The organism is Aeromonas simiae, assembly GCF_014892695.1.
Taxonomy (GTDB): Bacteria; Pseudomonadota; Gammaproteobacteria; order Enterobacterales; family Aeromonadaceae; genus Aeromonas; species Aeromonas simiae.
The window spans coordinates 1,586,923-1,610,655 of the sequence record NZ_CP040449.1 but is presented as its reverse complement, the minus strand read 5'-3'; the positions used below and the strand labels follow the sequence as shown (position 1 = coordinate 1,610,655).

Genomic DNA, 23,733 nt, shown 5'->3' with positions numbered 1-23,733 from the left:
GGGGCGGCCCATGGGCCGCCCCTCTCGTTTGCGCCAGATGATCAAGCCGTCGCCAGCTTGGCCGACGCTTCGCCGCGCTTGAGCATGGCGTAGGAGACGCCGGTGAGCAGCGAGCCTGCCGCAATCGCCACGATATACATCATGACGTTGCTGATGGCGTTCGGGATAAACAGCACGAACAGGCCGCCGTGGGGCGCCATCAGCTCGCAGCCAAACAGCATGGAGAGGGCGCCGGTCAGGGCACCGCCGATCATGCAGGCCGGGATGACGCGCATCGGGTCCTTGGCGGCAAACGGGATCGCCCCCTCGGAGATGAAGCACAGCCCCAGCACGAAGGAGGCCTTGCCCGCTTCCTGCTCTGCCTTGATGAACTTCTTGCTAGCCAAGAAGGTGGCGATCCCCATCCCCAGCGCCGGCACCATGCCGGCTGCCATCACGGCCGCCATCGGAGCATAGGTCTTGGAGGCGAGCAGGCCGACCCCGAAGGCGTAGGCCGCCTTGTTGACCGGGCCCCCCATGTCAAAGCACATCATGGCGCCGATGATGACACCGAGCAGCACGGCGTTGGCCGACCCCATGTTGTTGAGGAACTCGGTCATGGCGTTCATGATGCCGGCCACCGGGCCGCCGACCACGTAGATCATCACCAAGCCGGTAAACAGGCTCGCCGCCAGCGGAATGATGAGGATAGGCTTGAGGGCCTCCAGGGTCACCGGCAGGCGCACCTTGTCACTTAAGAACTTGGCGCTGTAGCCGGCCAGGAAACCGGCGGCGATCCCGCCGAGGAAACCGGCCCCGAGGGAGCTGGCCAGCATGCCGCCGATCATGCCGGGGGCGAGGCCAGGACGGTCAGCGATGGAGTAGGCGATGTAACCCGCCAGCACCGGGATCATCAGGGCAAAGGCCGACGCGCCGCCGATCTTCATCAGGGCCGCCGCCAGCGTTCCTTCTACCTTGAACGCCTCGATACCGAACACGAACGAGAGGGCGATGATGAGGCCACCGGCCACCACCATGGGCAGCATGAAGGAGACACCGGTCAGCAGGTGCTTGTAGGGGCCAGCCTTCTCCTCCTTCTTAGCCACGCTGGCGCCACTGCTGTGGCGATAGACCTTGGCCTCGCTCCAGGCACGCTCGATCTCGGCGCGGGTCTTCTTAAGCGCCGCCCCTGTGCTGGTGCGATAGACGCTCTTGCCATCGAAGCGGGTCATGTCCACCTCGATGTCGGTGGCGAGCAGCACCAGATCGGCGGCGGCGATCTCCTCGGCGGTCAGGGCATTCTGGGCACCGACCGACCCTTGGGTCTCAACGCGGATCTGATAGCCGAGCTGGGGCGCCATGTTCTCAAGGGCCTCGGCCGACATGAAGGTGTGAGCCACCCCGGTCGGGCAGGCGGTGACCGCCACGATGCGCTTGCCGGCTTTGGTAGCCGGCGCGGCGCTGGCCACATGGGCATACGGTTTGGCCTGCGCACAGGCGGCCTCCAGCAGCGCCTCGGGGGCCTGAATGGCCTGCTCGATGTCACCGCGATAGAGGCGCTTGCCGTCAAAACGGGCCAGATCCAGCTCGGTGCTGGCGGCGACCACCACCAGCTCGGCGGCGGCCACCTCGGCATCGCTCAGCGTCTGGGCGTGGCCACGGGCCTCAGCCTTGACCTCCCAGCCTTTGGCCTTGGCCGCCTGCTCGAGGCGGCGGGCAGCAAGAAAACCGGTGGCGATGCCCGCCGGGCAGGCCGTCACTATGATTGCTTTCATTGGGCATCTCCTTGAGTCATCAGTTGTGTGATCACCACACGTTCCATCAGGGGGGCGAGCTGGTCGCGCCCGGCAAATCCAACGGCGACCTGGCTCACCGCCAGGGCCGAGGCGGCGGTGGCCAGACGCACCGTCTCCTCTTTGGGCAGTCCGGCGGCAAGGCCGTAGACCAGCCCGGCCACCAGGGAATCACCGGCGCCGACCGTGCTCACCACCTGCATCCGCGGCGGCACCGCACGCAGCACCCCCTCGCGGCTGAACCAGAGCAGACCACGGCTGCCGTCGGAGACGACCACCTGATCCACCCCCTTGGCCAGCAGGGCCTCGGCACACTCACGCTGCTCGGCATCGGTCTCGATGGGGCGACCGGCCCACTGGCCGAGCTCCTCGCGATTGGGCTTGACCAGGGTCGGTGCCCCCTCCAGCCCCACCCGCAGCGCCGCGCCGCTGCAATCGAAGATCACCTGCTTGCCGCGCGCCTTGAGGCGCACGATAAGATCGCGGGCAAACTCGGGTTCGACCCCCTTGGGCAGGCTGCCGGCCAGTACGAACCAGTCGTGATCGAGGCAGAGCCGATCGAGGGCGGCCAGCAGCGCCTCACGCGCCGGCTCATCGATGCTCAGCCCCGGCAGGTTGAGATCGGTCACCCGGCCGGCCTGCTCGGCAATCTTGACGTTGATGCGGGTCTCGCCACGGACACGCACAAAGGCATCCTCTAGCCCCTTGCGCTGGAACAGCTCGACGAAGGGGGCCTGATTGCCCTCCCCCAGCCAGCCGGTGACGGTCACGTCACAACCGAGATCCCGCAGCACCATGGCCACGTTGATCCCCTTGCCGGCGGCGCGCAGGGAGGCCTGTTCGACCAGATTGACCTCACCCGGCACCAAGGTGGCGAGACTGGTGGTGAGGTCGAGGGCCGGATTGAGAGTAATGGTGGCAATCTTCATGCTTGTGCTCCTTCACCCAGACCGGCGGCGATGGCGTCGCCCAGCCCCTTGAGGGCGGCCTCGGCATCCTCGCCACTGGCACGGAAGGCCAGGCGATGGCCGCACTTGACGCCAAGGCCGATCACCTTCATCAAGCTCTTGGCATTGACCTCTTCGCCGCTGCCGTCGAGGTTGGTAACGCGGATATCGGCGCCATACTCCTTGGCCACCTTGACCAGCATGGCGCCGGGGCGGGCGTGCAGGCCATGGGGGTTGACGATGGTGAAGGTGGCGCTGTGCCCCTCACCGGCTTCCTCCGGCGCCGGGGTGCGCTGCGCCTCGGCTTGCAGCAGGGCAAGGCCCTGACTCGCCAGCTCAGCCAGACGACCGGCGGCGGCCAGTTCGGCCAGGCGGGTCAGTTGCACCTCGTGGCCGGCCCCATTGGCACACAGCAGCAGCAGACCGTTGACCGGCTCATCGCCAGCGTGCAGCGGCTGCTCCGGGGTAGCCAGCAGCCAGCCGGCCTGGGCGGCACGGGTGCGGGCCAGCCACAACCCCTGCCCTAGATGGAGCGGCGTCTGCCCGAGCAGGGCCGCCAGGGTATCGGTGTCAATCCAGCCGGCCGACTTGGCGCGAGCGGCCGCGGCCAGTTGCAACTCATCGAGCGAGGCCACCGGGAAGCGCTCGAGGCTCTGGAACTGCGGCTCGGCCGCCGCCCCCTGCCCACTCAGCACGGCGATGATGTCGGCCACCTCAGTGGTATCGCGCAGACGCAGCGCCGCCGCCTCGTCACCCAGCACATGAGTGAGCTGGCGCAGGATGCCGAGGTGCTCGTCGGACTTGGCGGCGATGGCGATCACCAGATAGGCCAGTTGGCCATCGTCCCACTCGACCCCTTGCGGGAACTGAGCCACCTGCACCCCGGTCTGGCGCACCAGATGGCGGGTGTCGGTGGTGCCGTGGGGAATGGCGATGCCATTGCCAAGGTAGGTAGCATGCTGGGCCTCACGGGCCTGCATGCCGGCCAAGTAACCGCTCTCGACCAGGCCGGCGGCCTCAAGGCGACCAGCCAGCAGGGCGATCGCCTCACCCTTGTTGGCCGCTTTCTGTCCCAGCAGGATCTGTTCGGGTGCCAAGGTCAGCATAAAGTCTCTCCGTCATCGTCTATTTGTTGTGTCAGCTTCAGTGTAGACCACCAAAAACTGAAACGTTTCAGCTTGCAGGGTTCAGCTAACGCGTTGCTGAACCGCTCAACCTTGATTCAGACTGTTTCTCATCGCCAATTCAGGTGGAGCACGCTTGCAAGCTGAATCGTTTCACTTATATTTAAGACTGAATCGTTTCAGTGAATTGATCAAGCCCGACGCCAACGCCACATCTCGATGGTATGATCGGGCGCACAATTTTCATCATCCGGAGCCGTGAAATCCCATGAAACTGGAAGAGATTGCCGCCCTGGCGGGGGTATCCCGCACCACAGCCAGCTACGTGATCAACGGCAAGGCCGAGCAGTACCGCATCAGCCAAGCCACCCGTGACAAGGTCATGGCCGTGGTCGAAGCGCACCACTACCAGCCCGACAGCCGCGCCGCCTCCCTGCGTGGTGGCCAGACCCGCACCCTGGGCTTCATCCTGCCGGATCTGGAAAATGCCAGCTACGCCAAGCTGGCCAAGCGCCTCGAGCAGGGGGCCCGCGCCGAGGGGTATCAGCTGCTCATCGTCTGCTCGGAGGATGAACCCGATACCGAGCGCGAGCTGGCCAAGATGCTGCTGGCCCGCCATGTGGATGTACTGCTGGTCGCCAGCTGCCTGCCGGCAGACGATCCCTGGTATCGCGAGCGCCAGCGCGAAGGGGCCCGCATCATCGCCATCGATCGGGCGCTCGATCCAGCCTGCTTTGTCTCGGTCACCAGCGAGAACCGCAAGGGGTGTGAGGAGTTGACCCGCTCTTTGCTCTCCCCCACCCTGCCGAGTATTGCGCTGATCACCGCCATGCCCGACCTCACCATCAGCGAGGAGCGCCGTCAGGGGTTCGTGCAGGCACTCGAGGGGCACCCGGCCAAGGTGTGGGAGTGCGCCGGCGCCCACTTCGATCGCCGTGAGGGCTATCGCTTGATCCGCCAACTGCATGAGCAACGAGGCAGCCTGCCGGCCGCTCTGGTCACCACCTCCTACATCCTGATGGAGGGGGTGCTCGATTACCTGCTGGAGCAGAGTGTCGACATGAGCAGCCTCGCCATGGCCACCTTCGGCGATGATCGGCTGCTCGACTTTCTCCCCTGCGGCATCAACTCCCTGCCCCAATCCCACGACGAGATCGCTACCCGAGCCCTCACCCTGGCGTTCGGCGCCATCAATGGCGATTATCCGGCCGGCGTGCACGTGATCGCGCGGAGTCTGTGCCGCCGCTCGTAACGATATCGTTCCACAACCCCGCTATTTTTGTTGCCACCCTCCCCCCTGGTTGCTTGCCACGGGGGGTTGCCTTGTTTACAGTGCCCTCCTTAACTCGATCTTTCTCACTACCGAAAGGTCAAAATACCGACGATTACGCCATCCTGTACCCTATTGGCGAAAAATAGAACCAAAATCGGCTCCAATCGTACAGTTTTCTTTACGGAAGAGTTCATGCACTCCAAGACCCTCGGCTGTACCCTGCTCATCGCCGGCACCACCATAGGCGCCGGCATGCTGGCCCTGCCGCTGGCCGCCTCACCCCTCGGCGGACCGGCTACCCTGATCCTGATGCTGGTGCTGTGGGCACTGATGGCCTACACCGCCATGTTGCAGGTTGAAGCGAGCCTCACCACGGGTCATACCCACCTGCACCAACTAGCCGAGCACCTGCTCGGCGCCTGGGGCAAGCGTCTGGCCGCCTTCTGCGTGCTGATGCTCTTTTACTCGCTGGCTGCCGCCTACATCAGCGGTGGCAGCAGTCTGCTGAGCCAGGCGCTCGGTGATGAGGGCATCACGCTGAGTCAAGAGCGCAGTGCCTGGCTGTTTACCCTCTTCTTTGGTGGCATGGTCTGTATCGGCACCCGCTCGGTCGATTACCTCAACCGCCTGATGTTCGCCACCAAGCTGGTGATCATGGTGGCGGTGCTGGCCATGCTGCTGCCGCGTGCCGAGGGGCAGCACCTGCTGGCCATGCCGCTTGAGCAGGGGCTGCTGTTGGCGGGCCTGCCGGTCATCTTCACCTCGTTTGGCTTTCACGGCTCCATCCCCAGCGTCCTGCTCTACCTCGGCCGAGATCCGCGCCAACTGCGCCGGGTCTTCGTCTGGGGCTCGGCCCTGCCGCTCATCCTCTATGTGCTGTGGCAGGTGGCCATCCTCGGCCTGCTCGGCCAACAGCGCCTGATCGCAACCGGTGGGGCATTGGATGGCCTGCTGGCGGGGGTAGGCCAGGTGATCGACTGGAGTACCTTCAGCCAAGCCATGCATCTGTTTGCCGATCTGGCGCTGGCCACCTCTTTTCTTGGCGTGACCCTGGGGCTGTTTGACTTCATGGCCAAGGCCCTCAACCGCCGTGACAACGCCACCGGCCGCCTGCAAACCGGCCTTATCACCTTCGTGCCGCCCCTGCTGTTTGCCCTCTACTTTCCCCAGGGCTTCATCATGGCGCTCGGCTATGCGGCGATTGCGCTGGCGGTGCTGGCGGTCTTGCTGCCGGTCACTCTGGTATGGCAATCGCGCAAAGTTTCCGAGCAAGGAGGGTATCGAGCCCCTGGCGGCACCCCCGGCCTGCTCGCGGCCGCCCTGCTCGGCCTGCTCATCGTCGGTGTGCAGGTGAGCGTCTCGGTGGGGCTGCTGCCCGCCCTGTAAGGGGGCTCCCGCCAATAAGAAGGCCACCCTAGGGTGGCCTTCTTGCTATGCGCTCACATCAACCTTGCGGCGCCTCATGGGAGGAGAACTCCCGCATGAAGGCTTCGGCGCGCTCCACCATCTTGGTCGAGCCGACGAAGTAAGGGGTGCGCTGGTGCAGCGAGGTGGGCTCGATATCGAGGATACGGCGGAATCCATCCGATGCCTTGCCCCCGGCCTGCTCTATTAGCAGGGCCAGCGGGTTGCACTCGTAGAGCAGGCGCAGCTTGCCCTTGGGCGCATTGGTACCGGACGGGTAGATATAGATGCCGCCTTTAAGCAGGTTGCGGTGAAAATCGGAAACCAATGATCCGATATAGCGGGCGGTGTAGGGCCTGTGGGTCGGCTCATCGAGCTCCTGGCAATATTTCAGGTACTTCTTCACCCCATCCGGGAACTTGATGTAGTTGCCCTCGTTGATGGAGTAGATCTTGCCCTCCTCAGGGATGCGCAGGCTCTCGTGGGAGAGGCAGAAGCAACCGATAGAGGGATCGTAGGTAAAGCCGTTGACCCCGTTGCCGGTGGTGTAGACCAGCATGGTCGAGGAGCCATAGACCACGTAACCCGCCGCCACCTGACGCCGACCCGGTTGCAGGAAATCTTCCAGCACCACAGGGGTGCCGGGCGGGCTGACACGGCGATAGATGGAGAAGATGGTGCCGACGGAGACGTTCACATCGATGTTGGAGGAGCCATCGAGCGGGTCGATGAGCACCACATATTTGGAGTGCTTGGAGAGGGCCGAATCAAAGACGACGAAATCCTCCTCCTCTTCCGAGGCCATGCCACACACCTCGCCGCGCGCTTCGAGCGCCGCCTTGAAGCGCTCGTTGGCATAGACATCGAGCTTTTGCTGCACCTCCCCTTGTACGTTTTCGGCACCGACCGAGCCGATGATATCGGCCAGCCCCGCCTTGTTGATCTCCCGGTTGACTACCTTGGCCGCCAGCCGGATCGAGCTGAGCAGTGAGCTCAGTTCACCAGTAGCCGTCGGGTACTCGGTCTGTTTCTTGACGATAAATTCACCGAGCGTGACCATGTTTTTCATCGTGTTTCCTTAACGTAAACCGTTGGCGTTGAAAACGTTTGCAAGCTTAAGCAAAAAAATCGCTGTTCTTGGTAGACAGCGGATTGTTACCGAATGTAACTTTTTTTTTTGGTTTTTGCAGCGAATTAACTGAGCTTAAACGTGGCGGACTCTGCCATGAAATACGCCATCGCCCCCCAGGCATCGCCGAGAACAGGCTCGTAAACCGCCACTTTATTTTTACCGCAAGTTTTCACTTTGCTTGTCATGCCCTTAGCGTTACCGCACACTGCCGGATGCTAGGAAGCAAACATAACAAGGATATGACGATGCAAAAAGCGCCGATAGCGGCTATCTGTGCCGCCCTGTTCACCTATTCCATCTGCGCCGCCGAGGTACCTGCCGGCACTGCGTTACTCCCCCCAAAAGAGCAGATCTTTGTGCGTAATATCGGCACCGAGCCTGCCTCTATCGATCCGCAGCGGGTTGAAGAGAGCGCCGGCAACGAGGTGGTCAACGATCTGTTCGAGGGATTGTTCACGCTCGATGCCAACGGCAAGCCGAGGTTGGCCGGCGCGTTGAGCTATGACGTTGACCCCAGCGGCACCGTCTACACCTTCAAACTCAGGCCCGAAGCCAGGTGGTCCAACGGCGATCCGGTCACCGCCGCCGATTATGTGTACGGTTGGCAACGCGCCGCCGATCCCAACACCGCCTCCCAGTACGCCTGGTTTATCGCCTTGATGGGGCTCAACCATGCCAATGCCGTGATACAGGGCAAGCGCCCCCCTTCCGATCTGGGGGTCACGGCATTGGATCAACACACCTTGCAGATCACCCTGGCAGCACCGGTGCCCTTCTTTCTCAAGACCCTCACCCACTACACCACCTTCCCAGCCCATAAGGCGACCATAGAGAAATTCGGCTCAGAGTGGGTCAAACCGGGCAATATCGTCTCCAACGGCGCCTACCGGCTCAAAGAGTGGACGCCAAACGAGCGCCTCATCGCCGAGCGCAATCCCCACTACTGGAACAATACCAAGACGGTGGTCAATAAGGTCATCTATCTGGAGGTGGTCTCCGATACCGCCGCCTACAACCGCTACCGTTCCGGCGAGGTGCACTACACCCCCTACCCCCTCGATCAGTACCGCAAGATCAAGAAGACCATGGCTCAGGAGCTGATCAACCTGCCGATCCTGGCCAGCTACTACTACGTCTTCAACACCCAGCGCAAACCGTTCGACGATAGCCGGGTGCGTCGCGCCCTCTCACTTGCGATTGACCGCGAGGTGATCACCGACAAGATCCTAGGTCAGGGGCAGATCCCGGCCTACAGCTTCACCCCGCCCATTGTCGACGGGTTTGAGCTAAAGCCGCCCCAGAGCCAGCTGATGAGCAAGGAAAAACGCATCGAGCAGGCCAAGGCGCTGCTCGCCGAGGCCGGATATGGCCCCGGCAAGCCGCTCAAGGTCGATATCCTCTATAACACCAACGAGAGCCACAAGGTGATCGCCCTCGCTATCGCCTCCATGTGGAAACGAAACCTAGGGGTGAGCACCGAGATTAACAACATGGAGTGGAAGAGCATGGTGTCGGCCCTGAACGAGGGGAACTTCAACATCAGTCGCTATAGCTGGAGCGGCGACTACAACGATGCCTCCACCTTTCTCGATATCATGAGCAGCTCGAGCAGCGCCAACAGCGGAAAATGGGTCAACGCCGAGTATGACGCCCTGCTGGCCAAGGCCCACGACGCCATGGATCCCGCCGAGCGCAACCGCCTCTATCAGCAAGCCGAGACACTGATCGATAAGGAAGCGCCCATCGCCCCTATCTACTTCGCCGTCAAATCCCGCCTGCTCAAGCCCTTCGTCAAGGGATTCCCACTGCACAATCCACAAGACATCGTCTACAGCCGGGACATTTATCTAATCAAACCGTGAAAGATTGGGGAAGCCAGCATCTTCCCCTGTTTTTATCGCCTATTGGCGTCACGTTTGCCGATATTCATTTTAGGTTCACTCGCCGATGTTAGGGTGCACCCTCCACAAACCAACCAAAGGAGTCCTCTTATGGAAGAGACGATCCGCGAAGAAGTGGTACAGATCCGTCAGGAAGCCGAGCAACTCAGTCTCGAGCGCGCCAGAAGCAAATGGGATGAGCGCGTCAGCAAGCTGGAGCAAGATCTCCCGTCCCGTTACGAAGAGCCGGAGCAGAACTAGTCTCAGGCAAGGGAACAAGCCTTGCCTGAGGCCGTAGTTCCAAACGCTATCCAATAAAAAACCACCCCAACCGGGGTGGTTTTTTTACAGTTCAATCTCTTGCCAGGCTTATTCCACTGCGGCTTCTTGCGCAGCAAAATACTCAATCTTGGCCGCTTTGCGCAGGCTGTCGACAAATGCCTTGTAGTCGGCCTGAGCCTTCGACTGACCCATCTGTCCCTTGATGAGCTCGGCCATCTGGGAGGGCTTCTCAGGCTGACTCACCTTATCGAGCGCGACGATCACTTGATCGCCATTACTCTGAGTGAGCAGTTCGACACTCGGCTGCTTGGCCGGATGCGGCATGCGGAAGATCTGGGCTACCAAGCTCTGATCCAGCTCCTGAGCGAAGCGGGTCAACCCCTTATGCTCCTCCAGCTTGAGGTTCAAAGCCGAGAGCTCCTGATTCACCTCAGCGCCGGACTTGAGCTTGCCAAGCAGCTCCTGCCCCTTGCTGCGAGCGACTTCACTCGCCTTGCTGCGCTTGATATCGGTGACGATGAGCTCACGCACCTCATCGAGCACCTTGACGGCCTTCGGCTTGTGATCCATGACGTGCAGCACCAGCGCCTTGCCATCACCAATCTCAATGACATCGGAGTTGGTGTTCTCCTCACGCAGCATCTCAGAGAAGGCGGCAGAGAGTACCTTGGCATCATTGAGCGGTGCCGGAGCGGTTGCTTGGCTGAAGTAGTCGCTGGAGATCACCTTAAGACCAACGGCCTTAGCCGCGGCATCCAGAGAGTCCGGGTTTTCAAAGCTAGCATCGGCCAGTTTCTGCTGGACGGCGAAATAGTGCTCACGCGCCTTGTCCTTTTGCAGACGCTCGCGCGTATCGGCTTGCACCTCGTCGAACGGGCGCACTGCTGCCGGCTCGACCCCGAGCAGTTTGATGATGTGGTAGCCAAACTGGCTCTTCACCACGCCGGAGAGCTCCCCTTCCTTCGCCAGAGCAAAGGCCGCCTTCTCAAAGGCCGGATCCATGACCCCCTTCTCAAACCAATCAAGCTCACCGCCCTTCTTGGCAGAGAAGGTATCGGAAGAGTCGCGCTTGGCCAGCTCGGCAAAGTCAGCGCCACCGTTAAGGGCCGCCAGATCGTCCTCGGCCTTCTTCTCGGCTGCCTTCTCATCCTTACCCAGTGGGATCAGGATGTGAGCCACACGGCGACGCTCATTACGCTGGAACTGCTCCTGATGCTGATCGTAATAGTCGCGCACATCCTGGTCGGTTACCTGAATATCCTTGGCCAGATCGGCGGCATCCAGCAGCAGATAGTCAACCCGGACCTGCTCGTCATTCATAAAACGTGGCTGGTTGGCTGCGTAGAACTGCTTGATCTCCTCGTCACTGACTTGAACCTGATCGAGGTAAGACTCCGCCGGCAGGCGAACCAGACGCACATCACGGCTCTGCTGATAGAGCTTGTCGAGGCTGGAAGCCTCCCCACTCAGCACAAACTCGGTGCCAAGCAGAGCGCCCATCAACTGTTGGCGGATCATGTCCTGACGGATGCTGTCACGGAACATCTCCGGGGTCATACCAGCGCGGCGAATGAGTTGCAGGTAACGATCATTGTCAAACTTGCCGTTTTGCTGAAATTCCGGCATGGAGGTGATGGCTTGCTTGATCTGCTCGTCGCCGATACGCAGCCCGAGATCGTGAGCCTTGGCATCCAGCAGAGCCTGATCGATCAGACGATCGAGCACGCTACGGCGCAGTTGTTTGATGTACTCAGGATTGTCGGCCAGCTGATTGAAGGCATCCCCCATTTGAGCTTCTAGACGGGCACGCTCGTTACGGTAGGCATTTTCCAGAGTTTGGGGTGAAATTTCGTTATCGTTGACGCTAGCCACGGCGTTCTTGGCTGGGCTGTTTACATAGCTGCCCACCCCGGCCAGTGCGAAGGAGAGGATGATCAAGCCCAAGATGCCCTTGGCCACCTTGCCTTGCGCCCCTTCACGGAGTTTATCCATCATCATGTCGGTACAAATGCTCCGGCGGAATAATAAAAAGGCGCACCGGATACGATGCGCCTTGGTCAAATCAGTATGAGAGAAGCCCTCTCACGTGCCTGATCCTGGATCAGGACAGCCGAGGCGGCTTAGTTTACTGCGTCTTTCAGAGCCTTGCCGGCCTTGAAGGCAGGTACCTTACCGGCAGCGATTTCGATGGTGGCACCGGTCTGCGGGTTGCGGCCAGAACGGGCAGCACGCTCACGCACAGCGAAAGTACCGAAACCGACCAGAGCGACCTGATCACCGGCTTTCAGGGACTCGGTGACCGCATCGATGAAGGCATCCAGCGCACGACCGGCAGCGGCCTTGGAGATATCAGCGCCATCGGCAATCTTGTCAATCAGTTGAGATTTATTCACTCTTATTTTCCCCTATTATCGAACATCGCTACGGCGCTGATTTCCCTGGCCGCAACAAGTGGAGGTTTTATAACAAGCCTCCTGATCAGTTGCAAGTGACAATCTGGCGCTAAACCGCGCCACATCACGCCTTGCGACTCATCACGAGTTTCCCGGTCGGGGAACAAGGCTACTGCCCTTATTTGAGCCTTGCAAGCCTTGCCACCCGCCGTAATGCACCAAATTTGCGGTGCATCATGCTTTCTGGTTGGAAACCACCTCAAAACCCTGCGGATTTTCAGCCAGCGCCAGCTCCAATACCTGATCGATCCAGCGAACCGGATGGATTTCCAGGTCGGCCTTGACGTTTTCCGGGATCTCTTCAAGGTCGCGCTCGTTCTCCTTGGGGATGAGCACCCGCTTGATGCCCCCACGGTGAGCGGCCAGCAGCTTCTCCTTGAGGCCACCGATGGGCAGCACCTCGCCACGCAGGGTGATCTCCCCTGTCATGGCTACGTCAGCGCGCACCGGATTACCGGTCAGGCTGGACACCAGCGCGGTGCACATGGCGATACCGGCACTGGGGCCATCTTTCGGGGTCGCCCCTTCCGGCACGTGAACGTGAATGTCGCGTTTCTCATAGAAATCGCCATTGATGCGCAATTTCTCGGCGCGAGAACGCACCACCGTCATGGCCGCCTGGATGGACTCTTGCATCACGTCACCGAGCGAGCCGGTATAGGTCAACTTGCCCTTGCCCGGCATGCTGGTCGCCTCGATGGTCAGCAGATCGCCGCCCACCTCGGTCCAGGCCAGACCACACACCTGACCGACCTGATTGTGATCTTCGGCCTTGCCGTAATCAAAGCGCTGTACCCCGAGGAACTCTTTGAGATTCTCAAGATTTACAGTGACATGCTTGATATTTTTATCGAGCAGGATCTTCTTGACGGCCTTGCGACAGATTTTGGAAATTTCACGCTCAAGCCCCCGTACGCCCGCCTCACGGGTGTAGTAGCGAATGATGCCCATGATGGCCGAGTCTTCGAGGGTGATCTCGGACGCCTTCAGACCATTTCGCTGGATTTGCTTCGCAACCAGGTGCTGCTTGGCGATGTTGAGCTTCTCATCCTCGGTGTAACCGGAAAGACGGATCACCTCCATCCGGTCGAGCAACGGGCCCGGAATGTTCATGGAGTTGGAGGTGGCCACAAACATCACATCGGAGAGATCGTAATCGACCTCCAGATAGTGATCGTTGAAGCTGTTATTTTGCTCCGGATCGAGTACTTCCAGCAGGGCTGAAGCGGGATCACCGCGCATGTCGGAGCTCATCTTGTCGATTTCATCGAGCAGGAACAGCGGGTTCTTCACCCCGACCTTGGCCATCTTCTGGATCAGCTTGCCCGGCATGGAGCCAATGTAAGTACGGCGGTGACCGCGGATCTCCGCCTCATCGCGTACCCCACCGAGCGCCATACGCACGTACTTGCGACCGGTCGCCTTGGCAATCGACTGACCGAGCGAGGTCTTACCCACGCCAGGAGGGCCAACCAGACAGAGGATCGGCCCCTTGAGCTTGTTCACCCGCGCCTGCACGGCGAGATACTCAAGGATGCGCTCCTTGACCTTGTCCAAGCCGTAGTGATCGGCGTCCAGGATGTCCTGGGCCTTGCCAATGTCCTTCTTGACCTTGGAGCGGGCCTTCCAGGGTACCTGCACCATCCAGTCGATGTAACCACGCACCACGGTCGCCTCGGCCGACATGGGGGACATCATCTTGAGCTTGGAGAGCTCGGAGAGGGCCTTCTCGCGCGCCTCTTCCGGCATGCCGACCTCATCAATCTTGTTGCTGAGGGCCTCGAACTCATCGGGATTGTTCTCATCCAGCTCACCGAGCTCTTTCTGGATGGCCTTCATCTGCTCGTTGAGGTAGTACTCGCGCTGGCTCTTCTCCATCTGCTTCTTGACGCGAGAACGGATGCGTTTTTCAACCTGCAGCAGGTCGATCTCCGACTCCATCATCGCCATCAGAAACTCAATGCGCTCGGCGACGGAGGCAAACTCCAGCACTTTCTGCTTGTCTTCCAGCTTGAGCGGCATGTGGGCGGCCATGGTATCTGCCAGGCGCGCCGCATCATCGATAGCCGCAATGGAGGTGAGCACCTCAGGCGGGATCTTCTTGTTGAGCTTGATGTAACCTTCGAACTGACCAATGGCAGAGCGCACCAGCACTTCGGCCTCGCGCTCAGCCAACCCTTCGGAGGTGAGGTAGCTTGCCTCCCCCACGTAGTAGGATTGATCGTCGATCATCCGCTCAAGACGGGCACGCTGCCCCCCCTCCACCAGCACCTTAACGGTGCCGTCGGGCAACTTGAGCATCTGGAGGATGTTGGCCACGGTTCCGACCGAGAACATTTCCTCGACCGTCGGATCGTCTGTAGAGGCATCCTTCTGGGCGATCAGCAGCACCTTCTTATCGTGCTCCATCGCCGCTTCCAGACACCGAATCGATTTTTCCCGCCCCACGAAGAGTGGAATGACCATATGGGGATAAACCACCACGTCACGAAGAGGCAGGACGGGAATCTCTATGCGTTCTGAACGCTCTAGGTTCATAAATGTCCTCTCGGCTTGTTATACCGTTGGCTAGCGCTTGGCTGAGTATATGGGGGCGACTTGAAGCGATTCAATGCGTACTCGGCCAAAAAGGATGAAAGGGGCAATTTGCCCCTTTCATTTGATTAAAAATCAGTCACTTACTCGGAAGCGGCGGCCTGGGTTTCAGGATGCTCGTAGATCATCAAAGGAGGTGTGTCACCCTTGATGACCCCTTCATCGATCACCACCTTGCTCACCCCTTCCAAGGAAGGCAGGTCATACATGGTGTCGAGCAACACGGCCTCCACGATGGATCGCAGGCCACGGGCACCGGTCTTGCGCTCCATCGCCTTCTGGGCGATAGCGACCAGGGCATCGTCACGGAACTCCAGCTCCACCCCTTCCAGGTCGAACAGGGCACCGTACTGCTTGGTCAGCGCGTTCTTCGGCTCCTTGAGGATCTGGATCAGGGCTGCCTCATCGAGCTCGCTCAGGGTTGCCACAACCGGCAAACGACCGATGAACTCGGGAATGAGACCGTACTTGATCAGATCTTCCGGCTCGACCTTGGCAAAGGTCTCACTCAGGGTTGCCTTGGCATCCTTGGATTTCACCTCGGCACCAAAACCAATCCCGGTTCCCTTGACGGCACGCTGCTCGATCACCTTGTCGAGGCCAGCAAAAGCGCCGCCACAGATAAAGAGGATCTTGGAGGTGTCAACCTGCAAGAACTCCTGCTGCGGATGCTTGCGGCCCCCTTGGGGAGGCACAGACGCAATCGTACCCTCAATCAGCTTGAGCAGCGCCTGCTGCACCCCTTCCCCGGAGACATCACGGGTGATGGAGGGGTTGTCCGACTTGCGGGAGATCTTGTCGATCTCGTCGATATAGACGATACCGCGCTGAGCCTTCTCGACGTCGTAGTCGCACTTTTGCAGCAGCTTCTGGATGATGTTCTCCACGTCCTCGCCCACATAACCGGCTTCGGTCAACGTGGTGGCATCGGCCATGGTAAAAGGAACGTCCAGCAAACGAGCCAGGGTCTCGGCCAGTAGGGTCTTACCACTACCGGTCGGGCCGATCAGCAGGATGTTAGACTTGCCGAGCTCCACCCCGTTGGTATCCACATGGCTTGAGCGCAACCGCTTGTAGTGGTTGTAAACCGCCACGGCCAGCACCTTCTTTGCATGCTCTTGGCCAATCACATAATCGTCCAGATGCGTGCGGATCTTGTGCGGGATCGGCAGCTCTCCCCCTTCCTTCTTCGGAGAGATATCGCGGATCTCTTCGCGAATGATGTCGTTACACAGCTCGACACACTCGTCGCAAATATAGACGGAAGGGCCAGCGATAAGCTTGCGCACCTCATGCTGGCTCTTGCCGCAGAAGGAGCAGTAGAGCAGCTTCTCACCCTCACCCTTGCGTTTGTCTGTCATTCAGAAACCTCTATCGTCAATGCGCGGTTACCCGCTTTCTGTCCCCGTTAGTGTACAACAGCCCGGGGACAAGTACCTTAACCGCGCTGGGACAACACGCCATCCACCAGACCATACGCCACGGCCTGCTCGGCAGACATGAAGTTGTCGCGATCGGTGTCGCGCTCTATGGTAGCGATGTCTTGCCCGGTGTGGAATGCCAGACGCTCGTTCAGGGTGTTCTTGATCTTGAGGATCTCCTGAGCGTGGATCTGGATATCGGACGCCTGCCCTTGGAAGCCACCCAGCGGTTGGTGGATCATCACGCGGGCATTGGGCAGACAGAAACGCTTGCCCTTGGCGCCGCCAGCCAGCAGGAAGGCGCCCATGGAGCAGGCCTGCCCCATGCAGACGGTACTGACATCCGGCTTGATGAACTGCATGGTGTCATAGATGGACATACCGGCGGTCACCGACCCACCCGGCGAGTTGATATAGATGCTGATGTCCTTGTCCGGGTTCTCGGACTCGAGGAACAGCAGCTGGGCCACGATCAGGTTGGCCATTTGATCTTCAACCTGACCGGTTAGGAAGATCACCCGCTCCTTGAGCAAGCGGGAGAAGATGTCGTAGGAGCGCTCCCCCTTGGCGGTCTGCTCGACCACGATCGGCACCAGGGCACTGCTAGGAGAGTCGGTTACGTCGTTATAGTTTTTGAACATAAGGCATTGTCCCTAAAATAAAATGGCCCGGGTGGAGTACACACGGGCCATTATAAGTAACACTCTTGACCTTAAGTCAAATGTTCTTAGGCGGCGACGGACTTGTTGATAACGTCGTCGAAGGCGACCGCTTTCTCGGTCACTTGAGCCTTGCTCAGGATGAGGTCGATAGCCTGATCTTCGATAGCCAGGTTACGAACGCCATTGAGGGCCTGCTCGTTGTTCTTGTAGTACTCGATCACTTCCTTCGGATCTTCGTAGGCAGTGGCCATGGACTCGATGATGGTATCCACGCGAGCATCGTCAGCCTTGATCTCGTTGGTGCGGATCACTTCGCCCAGCAGCAGACCAACACGGACACGGCGCTCGGCTTGATCTTGGAACAGCTCGGCCGGCAGCTCCGGCGCGTTGCCACCCTGGAAGCCACCAAAACGCTGCATGGCCTGCTTGCGCATGGAGTCAATCTCCTGAGCAACGGCAGCCTTCGGCAGATCGATGGTGTTGGCATCAACCAGACCGTTCAGCACCTGCTCCTTGACGGCGTTCTTCAGGGCCTGGGCCAGCTCGCGCTCCATGTTCTTGCGCACTTCAGCCTTCAGCTCTTCGACGTTGCCGCTTTCGATACCAAAGCGCTTGACGAACTCTTCAGACAGCTCCGGCAGGATCTGCTCTTCAACCTTGTGCAGCTTGGAGGCAAACTTGGCCGCCTTGCCCTTGAGGTTCTCGGCGTGGTAGTCCTCCGGGAAGGTCACGTCGATGGTGAACTCGTCACCGGCCTTCTTGCCCATGATGGCGTCTTCAAAGCCCGGGATCATGCGACCGGCACCCAGTACCAGAGCGAACCCTTCGGCCTTGCCGCCTTCGAACTCTTCACCGTCGATGGAGCCGACGAAGTCCAGGGTGACACGCATGCCATCGGCAGCGGCGGCATCCACATCAGCCCAAGTGGCGTGCTGCTTACGCAGGGTGTTCAGCATGTTGTCCAGATCGGCGTCAGTCACGCTGGCCACCGGCTTCTCAACCTTGATGGTCTCCAGGCCGGAAACCTGAACTTCCGGGTAGACTTCGAAGGTGGCGGAGAACACGAAGTCCTGGCCTTCCTTGATCTCTTGCGGGTCCATGGTCGGAGCGCCAGCCGGGCTCAGCTTGTTGTCGATGATGGCCTTGATGAAGTTGGTCTGCATCATTTCATCGGCAACGCGGGCGTGGGCCAGGGCACCAAACATCTTCTTGATGATGGACAGGGGAGCCTTACCCGGGCGGAAACCGTCGATACGACGAGTCTTGGCCAGGCCGCTCAGCTCTTTCTTCACGGCGGCATCAACAGTCGCAGCCGGTACGGTGATAGTCAGGCGGCGTTCCAGACCCTGGGTTGTCTCTACAGAAACTTGCATTCTTTTACCTCGTTCAACTCAGCACTCGGTGCTGACCCTTATCTCCCCAAGGGTCTCCCCGGGGTCTTCCTGGTCATACAAAGACGGTCGTCTTTGCGCAAATGAAAATCAGACGCGGCATTATAGCGGCGTGTCGCAGGTGAGTCGAGCCGACCTACCCGCATAATCTGTGCATCAGCGCGCGATTTTGACGCGCGGACGGCACCGAAAATGGTGGCTATGCCCCCCGATTGCAAGGGCTTTATCCTCTTTTATGCATCAACTGCTGAAAAAGAGAACAATCGGGCCATTACCACCAGTGCAGCAGGTTACGCCCGATCAGCGCGCCCCACACCAGCAGATTCAGCATCAGGCAGAGAAAGACTGCCGCCGAGCCAAGATCCTTGGCCCGGCCCGAGAGTTCATGGCGCTCAGCGCCGATGCGATCGACCACCGCCTCAATGGCGGAGTTGACCAATTCGAGGATCACCACCAGCCAACTGATACAGATCAGCAGCAGCGTCTGCTCAAGAGAAGCGCCGACCCAAAAGGCCAACGGCATGAGAAACAAGATCAGCAACAGCTCCTGACGGAACGCGGCCTCGTTCGCCCAGGCGGACTTGAGCCCCTTGATGCTGTATCCGGTGGCGTGAATAATCCGGCTCAAACCGGTCACGGCAGGTTTGCCCACAAATTACCTCTGAACATGGCGCCTGATAAAAAACCGCCCCATCCTACCAGAGCCTCGTGCGGTTTCAATCAAGCCGCTTTTGCTTTATGTTAGCCACTGCTTTTCACGGCGCCCGCCGCCACACAGAACTTCGAGCCTTCTTATGTCCATTCACACTGACGAACTGAGAACCCGGCGGATCAACGATCTCATCACAGCGCGGGAGCTGGCCCGCGACTATCCCGTAGACGATGCCCTCGCCAACCGGCTGATCGATGCCCGTCGCGACATCGAGGCGATCCTCTCGGGCGAAGATCGTCGTCTGCTGGTCATCATCGGCCCCTGCTCCATCCACGATCCGGACGCCGCCCTCGAATACGCCCGGCGCCTGCAACCGCTACGCGAGCGCTTTGCCGCCAGCCTGTGCATCGTGATGCGCACCTACTTCGAAAAGCCGCGCACCATCGTCGGCTGGAAGGGGCTCATCAATGATCCCCATCTGGATGGCAGCTTCGATGTCAACGAGGGGCTGCGCCTGGCGCGCAAGCTGCTGCTTGAGATCAACCGCCTTGGCATGCCGACCGCCACCGAGTTCCTCGATATGGTGACCGGGCAGTATATTGCCGATCTCATCAGTTGGGGCGCCATCGGCGCGCGCACCACCGAATCCCAGGTACACCGCGAGATGGCCTCGGCCCTCTCCTGCCCGGTGGGCTTTAAAAACGGCACCGACGGCAGCACCCGCGTCGCCATCGATGCGGTGCGCGCCGCACGCCACAGCCACATCTTCTACTCCCCGGATAAAGACGGGAAGATGACCATCTACCGCACCGCCGGCAACCCCCACGGCCACGTCATCCTGCGCGGCGGCCACCGTCCCAACTACGACAGCGCCAGCATTGACGAGGCGTGTGAGGCGCTGGCCGAGGTGGGGCTGCCTGAGCGACTGGTGGTGGATTTCAGCCACGGCAACAGCATGAAAGATCACCGCCGTCAGTTACTGGTGGCCGAGGATATCTGCGATCAGCTGCGCCGCGGACGCCGTGGTATTGCCGGCATCATGGCCGAGAGCTTCCTGGAAGAGGGGCGCCAGGAGGTGGTGGGTGGGCGCGCCGCCACGTTTGGTCAGAGCATTACCGACGCCTGCCTCAACTGGCGTGACAGCGAGCGGCTCATCACCCTGCTGGCCGAGGCGAGTCAGGCGCGCCTGAATCACCCCGGCGCCTGAGCGCCTTAAAGCGGCAAGAACCAGTGCCGACCGGCCGCCTCGACGCGGCCGGTCTTGATCTGAAAGACCCGCTCGATGAGCGAGGCCTCCACCGCCTGCGGCGGGCCGGCATAGGCGCACTCACCCCGCTCGAGACAGACCACCCGCTGTGCCCAGTGCAGGGCAGTATTGAGATCATGGAGCGACACCAGCACCAGTACCCCCTGCCCCACCAGTTGTTTGAGCAACTGTAACAGGGCCTGTTGGTGATGCAGATCGAGGCCCGCCAACGGCTCATCGAGCAGCAGCACCTTCCCTTCCCTATCCGGCCACACCTGTAGCAAGGTGCGCCCAATCAACACCCGCTGTAATTCACCGCCAGAGAGGCGGGTCGAGTCGCGCGAGAGCAGCGCTGAGAGCGCCAGCGCCTCCACCACGGCCGCCACCCCCTCGCGCAGCGCCCTCTCGGGCACGCCCAGGGTCAACAGCTCGCTGACCGCCATGCCAAGCCCGGTCGGGATCTTCTGGGTCAGCATGGCGCGCCGGCGAGCCAGCGCCGGCCAATCGAGGGAAGCCATCGGCTCCCCCATCAGGGTAATGGCCCCTTCATCGGGAGCGAGCAGTCCCGCCAGCAGGGAGAGCAAGGTCGACTTGCCGCTGCCATTGGGGCCGATCAGCGCCACCGCCTGCGCGCACTCAAAGCGCAGGCTAAGCGGCGCCAGCCGCCCGTGCAGCGCCACCTTATCGAGCGTCAGCATGATGTCTCACCAGCAGGAAGATAAACAGCGGCGCCCCCAAGGTTGCGGTCACCACCCCGATGGGGAGCTCCCCCACCGCCGTGGCATGGCGGGCCAGCAAGTCAGCCCCCAGCAGCAGGGCCGCCCCGCCCAGGGCCGAGGCCGGCAGCAAAATACGCGGCGCCCCGGCGCCGCACAGCCGCAGCAGATGCGGCACCAGCAGGCCGACAAAGCCGATGACGCCACTGAGCGACACCGCCAGCGCGGTGAGCAGGCAGACCAGCAGGATGAGGCGGGTGCGCTCGCGCGTCACATCGAGCCCCATCAGGCGGGCCTGCGCCTCCCCCAACTGCATCAGCTCGAGCCGTCCTGCGCGCCGGACAAGTAGCAGCAGGGCCAGCAACATCAGCGGCATGGCGCCGGTCAGGGCACCGCTGCCATAGGCCAGGCTGCCCATCATCCAGAACATAAACTCGCGCAAAGAGGCGTCATCGGAGAAGTAGAGCAGCCACGTCATGGCCGCATTGGCAAGCATGCTCACCGCGATGCCGAGCAGCAGCAAGCGGGCCACATCGAGACGCTGGCGCCGCGCCAGATGGGTCAGCAGCAGGGTCACGGCCAGGGCTCCGCCAAAACTGGCCAGCGCCAGCCCCCAGGCGGGCAGCCCCCAGCCGAGCAGGCGCGCCAGGCTCATCGCCAGCATGGCGCACAGACCGGCGCCGCTCGAAATACCGAGCAGCCCCGGCTCGGCCACCGGATTGTGCAACAGGATCTGCAAGGTGGCGCCGCTCATGGCCAGCGCCGCCCCCACCAGCATGGCCAAGAGGGTGCGCGGCAGGCGCAGTTGCAGCAGCACCTGCTGCTGCATGGGATCGAGCGGCCACCATGAGAACGCCCCCAGCAGTAGCGAGAGCAGGGCCAGTAACAGCAAGGCGGCCAGCAGCGCCAACAGCAACCAGCGCTGCCGGCGGCGGTGAGCGTGAGCCAGTTCGGTCAGGGAAGAGAGAGGCAGCGGACGTTCCTCACGCCGGGGGCGATCTGTATCTGAAAAGAGCCCGATAGTGCCATTTTTCCCGCTTTTCTCCAAGATGAGCCCTCTTTCCCCTAGCGCGGATGCGCAGGGGCGTCTCACCTGATGGAAAAATCGGCGATCTCCGTGCGGTGCTTCTGGCAATGTGCCGTTGGCGCAATAAAATAGGCCCCCCTACTTTATCCCGTCGCGTCTGCACGCTATAAACGTCGCCTCACCTCTTCTCGGAGCCCCAACATGAACCCCATCATGTCCAGCATCGGCCTTTTGTTGTGCAGCAACGTCTTCATGACCTTCGCCTGGTATGCCCACTTAAAGAACATGAGCCACAAGCCATGGATCATCGCGGCACTGGTGAGCTGGGGCATCGCGCTGTTTGAATATCTGCTTCAGGTGCCGGCCAACCGCATCGGCCACCAGGTACTCACGGTGGGCCAGCTCAAAATTTTGCAGGAGGTGATCACCCTGACGGTCTTTGTGCCCTTCTCGGTTTTCTATCTCAAAGAGGAGATCAAGCTCGACTACCTGTGGGCAGCGCTATGCATGCTGGGGGCCGTCTTCTTCGTCTTTCGTGAGAAGCTCTTCGCATGATCCGGGAGTGCCATCGATTTTATACTCTGTTCTAACATCGCCAATTTGAGGACATCACATGGAATTGCAACCCCTGTTGCGCATCCTGGCTCTACAGGATGGTTCGGATCTTTATCTCACCACCGGCGCGCCACCGAGCGCCAAATTCCAAGGCGTGCTCAAGCAGCTCGGCAATGAACCACTGGCCCCCGGCGAGGTCGCCGAGGTTGCCGACAGCATCATGGATGAAGAGCAGAAACTGGCCTTTGCCAAGGAGCTGGAGATGAACCTAGCCCTCTCCATCCCCAAGGTGGGACGCTTTCGGATCAACATCTTCAAGCAGCGCAACGAGGTCTCGCTGGTCGCGCGCAACATCAAGACCGAGATCCCCCGTTTTGCCGATCTCAAGCTGCCCCCCGTGCTGCTCGATGTCATCGTCGAGAAGCGCGGGCTGGTGCTGTTTATCGGCGGCACCGGCTCGGGCAAGTCGACTTCACTGGCGGCCCTTATCGATCATCGCAATGAAAACAGCGGTGGCCACATCATCACCATCGAAGATCCGGTTGAATACGTGCACCAGCACAAGAAGTGCATCATCAACCAGCGCGAAGTCGGGGTCGACACCCGCAGCTTCCACGCTGCGCTGAAAAACACCCTGCGCCAAGCACCGGACGTGATCCTCATCGGCGAGATCCGCGATCGCGAAACCATGGAGCACGCCCTCACCTTCGCCGAGACCGGCCACCTTGCCATCTCCACCCTGCACGCCAACAACGCCAACCAGGCGCTCGATCGCATCATCAACTTCTTCCCCGAAGAGCGCCGCCCACAGCTGCTGCAAGACCTTGGCAACAACCTCAAGGGCTTCATCTCCCAGCGCCTGGTCAAGACCAAGGAGGGGGGACGGCGCGCCGCCGTCGAGGTGATGCTCGGCACCCACACCATCCGCGACATGATCAAGCGCGGCGAATTTGGCAGCCTCAAGGAAGTGATGGAGAAATCCCGCGCCCTTGGCATGATCACCTTCGACGAGGCGCTGTTTGAGTTGGTGGTCGAGGGGGCCATCGAAGAGGAAGAGGCCATCAAGAACGCCGACTCGGCCAACAACCTGCGCCTCAAGGTCAAGTTGTGGCGCGAGAAGGGGCAGATAGGCAACGCCCTCGACTCCACCTCCTGGTCGCTCGACATCGGCGACCACTGACCACAAGGCCCGCAGTTGCGG

At 60.7% G+C, this 23,733-nt stretch carries 20 protein-coding genes; 7 read left to right on the top strand and 13 right to left on the bottom strand.

Features of this window, described 5'->3' with window-relative positions; genetic code table 11:
• Window positions 1–41: 41 nt before the first annotated feature.
• From fruA to fruB, 3 genes are read right to left on the bottom strand one after another with little or no spacing between them, the layout of a single operon-like run.
• Window positions 42–1,754, bottom strand: coding sequence for a PTS fructose transporter subunit IIBC (gene fruA / locus FE240_RS07560; protein WP_193004015.1), 1,713 nt, complete (start codon window positions 1,752–1,754; stop codon window positions 42–44).
• Window positions 1,751–2,701, bottom strand: coding sequence for a 1-phosphofructokinase (gene pfkB / locus FE240_RS07555; protein WP_193004014.1), 951 nt, complete (start codon window positions 2,699–2,701; stop codon window positions 1,751–1,753). Before pfkB ends, fruA begins: the two co-directional genes overlap by 4 nt.
• Complete coding sequence (gene fruB, locus FE240_RS07550) at window positions 2,698–3,825, bottom strand: fused PTS fructose transporter subunit IIA/HPr protein (RefSeq protein ID WP_193004013.1); 1,128 nt, start codon at window positions 3,823–3,825, stop codon at window positions 2,698–2,700. The genes pfkB and fruB overlap by 4 nt, the downstream gene beginning before the upstream one ends.
• Before the next feature lie 286 nt (window positions 3,826–4,111).
• Here fruB and cra point away from each other — a divergent pair, with 286 nt between their 5' ends.
• Complete coding sequence (gene cra / locus FE240_RS07545) at window positions 4,112–5,095, top strand: catabolite repressor/activator (RefSeq protein ID WP_193004012.1); 984 nt, start codon at window positions 4,112–4,114, stop codon at window positions 5,093–5,095.
• 213 nt (window positions 5,096–5,308) lie between these two features.
• On the top strand, window positions 5,309–6,502 hold the full coding sequence (locus tag FE240_RS07540; RefSeq protein ID WP_193004011.1) for an aromatic amino acid transporter: 1,194 nt from the start codon (window positions 5,309–5,311) through the stop codon (window positions 6,500–6,502).
• 58 nt (window positions 6,503–6,560) lie between these two features.
• Here FE240_RS07540 and fbp read toward each other — a convergent pair whose 3' ends face one another.
• Window positions 6,561–7,589, bottom strand: a complete 1,029-nt coding sequence (gene fbp, locus FE240_RS07535; protein WP_193004010.1) for a class 1 fructose-bisphosphatase — start codon at window positions 7,587–7,589, stop codon at window positions 6,561–6,563.
• Window positions 7,590–7,897: 308 nt separating this feature from the next.
• On the opposite strand from fbp, the gene FE240_RS07530 reads away from it, so the two are divergent.
• Both FE240_RS07530 and FE240_RS07525 read left to right on the top strand, forming a co-directional pair.
• Window positions 7,898–9,514 carry a peptide ABC transporter substrate-binding protein gene (locus tag FE240_RS07530; RefSeq protein ID WP_193004009.1) on the top strand — a complete coding sequence of 539 codons (1,617 nt, stop codon included), beginning with the start codon at window positions 7,898–7,900 and terminating at the stop codon, window positions 9,512–9,514.
• Between the two features lie 129 nt (window positions 9,515–9,643).
• Window positions 9,644–9,793, top strand: coding sequence for a hypothetical protein (locus FE240_RS07525; protein ID WP_193004008.1), 150 nt, complete (start codon window positions 9,644–9,646; stop codon window positions 9,791–9,793).
• Between the two features lie 108 nt (window positions 9,794–9,901).
• Here the strand turns inward: FE240_RS07525 and ppiD are convergent, their stop codons facing one another.
• The 7 genes from ppiD to FE240_RS07490 all read right to left on the bottom strand — a co-directional run bounded on the left by ppiD (window position 9,902) and on the right by FE240_RS07490 (window position 18,988).
• On the bottom strand, window positions 9,902–11,812 hold the full coding sequence (gene ppiD / locus FE240_RS07520; RefSeq protein WP_193004007.1) for a peptidylprolyl isomerase: 1,911 nt from the start codon (window positions 11,810–11,812) through the stop codon (window positions 9,902–9,904).
• A gap of 122 nt (window positions 11,813–11,934) precedes the next feature.
• Window positions 11,935–12,207, bottom strand: coding sequence for a nucleoid-associated protein HU-beta (gene hupB, locus FE240_RS07515; RefSeq protein ID WP_042047387.1), 273 nt, complete (start codon window positions 12,205–12,207; stop codon window positions 11,935–11,937).
• Window positions 12,208–12,441: 234 nt separating this feature from the next.
• Complete coding sequence (lon, locus tag FE240_RS07510; protein WP_193004006.1) at window positions 12,442–14,805, bottom strand: endopeptidase La; 2,364 nt, start codon at window positions 14,803–14,805, stop codon at window positions 12,442–12,444.
• A gap of 140 nt (window positions 14,806–14,945) precedes the next feature.
• Entirely contained in the window at window positions 14,946–16,223 is a 1,278-nt protein-coding gene (gene clpX / locus FE240_RS07505) for an ATP-dependent protease ATP-binding subunit ClpX (protein ID WP_042047389.1), read from the bottom strand.
• A gap of 77 nt (window positions 16,224–16,300) precedes the next feature.
• Entirely contained in the window at window positions 16,301–16,924 is a 624-nt protein-coding gene (clpP, locus tag FE240_RS07500) for an ATP-dependent Clp endopeptidase proteolytic subunit ClpP (RefSeq protein WP_042047390.1), read from the bottom strand.
• A gap of 86 nt (window positions 16,925–17,010) precedes the next feature.
• A complete protein-coding gene (gene tig / locus FE240_RS07495; RefSeq protein ID WP_042047391.1) occupies window positions 17,011–18,318 on the bottom strand; it encodes a trigger factor in 1,308 nt (435 codons plus the stop codon).
• A 289-nt stretch (window positions 18,319–18,607) separates the two neighbouring features.
• Window positions 18,608–18,988 (bottom strand): diacylglycerol kinase, encoded by a 381-nt coding sequence (locus tag FE240_RS07490; RefSeq protein ID WP_193004005.1) that lies wholly within the window; start codon window positions 18,986–18,988, stop codon window positions 18,608–18,610.
• A gap of 142 nt (window positions 18,989–19,130) precedes the next feature.
• On the opposite strand from FE240_RS07490, the gene FE240_RS07485 reads away from it, so the two are divergent.
• Complete coding sequence (locus FE240_RS07485; RefSeq protein ID WP_193004004.1) at window positions 19,131–20,195, top strand: 3-deoxy-7-phosphoheptulonate synthase; 1,065 nt, start codon at window positions 19,131–19,133, stop codon at window positions 20,193–20,195.
• 5 nt (window positions 20,196–20,200) lie between these two features.
• Here the strand turns inward: FE240_RS07485 and FE240_RS07480 are convergent, their stop codons facing one another.
• Window positions 20,201–20,932, bottom strand: coding sequence for an ATP-binding cassette domain-containing protein (locus FE240_RS07480; protein ID WP_193004003.1), 732 nt, complete (start codon window positions 20,930–20,932; stop codon window positions 20,201–20,203).
• Window positions 20,916–21,908, bottom strand: a complete 993-nt coding sequence (gene btuC / locus FE240_RS07475; RefSeq protein ID WP_193004488.1) for a vitamin B12 ABC transporter permease BtuC — start codon at window positions 21,906–21,908, stop codon at window positions 20,916–20,918. The genes FE240_RS07480 and btuC overlap by 17 nt, the downstream gene beginning before the upstream one ends.
• A 270-nt stretch (window positions 21,909–22,178) precedes the next feature.
• On the opposite strand from btuC, the gene FE240_RS07470 reads away from it, so the two are divergent.
• Together FE240_RS07470 and FE240_RS07465 are read left to right on the top strand one after the other, a co-directional pair.
• Entirely contained in the window at window positions 22,179–22,532 is a 354-nt protein-coding gene (locus FE240_RS07470; protein ID WP_193004002.1) for a DMT family protein, read from the top strand.
• Between the two features lie 58 nt (window positions 22,533–22,590).
• Window positions 22,591–23,712, top strand: coding sequence for a PilT/PilU family type 4a pilus ATPase (locus FE240_RS07465; protein WP_193004001.1), 1,122 nt, complete (start codon window positions 22,591–22,593; stop codon window positions 23,710–23,712).
• Window positions 23,713–23,733: the final 21 nt, after the last annotated feature.

Bases quoted from the DNA above. Each gene is read 5' to 3' on its own strand.
- fruA (WP_193004015.1), bottom strand. From the start codon at position 1,754: ATGAAAGCAATCATAGTGACGGCCTGCCCGGCGGGCATCGCCACCGGT.
- pfkB (WP_193004014.1), bottom strand. From the start codon at position 2,701: ATGAAGATTGCCACCATTACTCTCAATCCGGCCCTCGACCTCACCACC.
- fruB (WP_193004013.1), bottom strand. From the start codon at position 3,825: ATGCTGACCTTGGCACCCGAACAGATCCTGCTGGGACAGAAAGCGGCC.
- cra (WP_193004012.1), top strand. From the start codon at position 4,112: ATGAAACTGGAAGAGATTGCCGCCCTGGCGGGGGTATCCCGCACCACA.
- FE240_RS07540 (WP_193004011.1), top strand. From the start codon at position 5,309: ATGCACTCCAAGACCCTCGGCTGTACCCTGCTCATCGCCGGCACCACC.
- fbp (WP_193004010.1), bottom strand. From the start codon at position 7,589: ATGAAAAACATGGTCACGCTCGGTGAATTTATCGTCAAGAAACAGACC.
- FE240_RS07530 (WP_193004009.1), top strand. From the start codon at position 7,898: ATGCAAAAAGCGCCGATAGCGGCTATCTGTGCCGCCCTGTTCACCTAT.
- FE240_RS07525 (WP_193004008.1), top strand. From the start codon at position 9,644: ATGGAAGAGACGATCCGCGAAGAAGTGGTACAGATCCGTCAGGAAGCC.
- ppiD (WP_193004007.1), bottom strand. From the start codon at position 11,812: ATGATGATGGATAAACTCCGTGAAGGGGCGCAAGGCAAGGTGGCCAAG.
- lon (WP_193004006.1), bottom strand. From the start codon at position 14,805: ATGAACCTAGAGCGTTCAGAACGCATAGAGATTCCCGTCCTGCCTCTT.
- clpX (WP_042047389.1), bottom strand. From the start codon at position 16,223: ATGACAGACAAACGCAAGGGTGAGGGTGAGAAGCTGCTCTACTGCTCC.
- clpP (WP_042047390.1), bottom strand. From the start codon at position 16,924: ATGTTCAAAAACTATAACGACGTAACCGACTCTCCTAGCAGTGCCCTG.
- tig (WP_042047391.1), bottom strand. From the start codon at position 18,318: ATGCAAGTTTCTGTAGAGACAACCCAGGGTCTGGAACGCCGCCTGACT.
- FE240_RS07485 (WP_193004004.1), top strand. From the start codon at position 19,131: ATGTCCATTCACACTGACGAACTGAGAACCCGGCGGATCAACGATCTC.
- FE240_RS07480 (WP_193004003.1), bottom strand. From the start codon at position 20,932: ATGCTGACGCTCGATAAGGTGGCGCTGCACGGGCGGCTGGCGCCGCTT.
- FE240_RS07470 (WP_193004002.1), top strand. From the start codon at position 22,179: ATGAACCCCATCATGTCCAGCATCGGCCTTTTGTTGTGCAGCAACGTC.
- FE240_RS07465 (WP_193004001.1), top strand. From the start codon at position 22,591: ATGGAATTGCAACCCCTGTTGCGCATCCTGGCTCTACAGGATGGTTCG.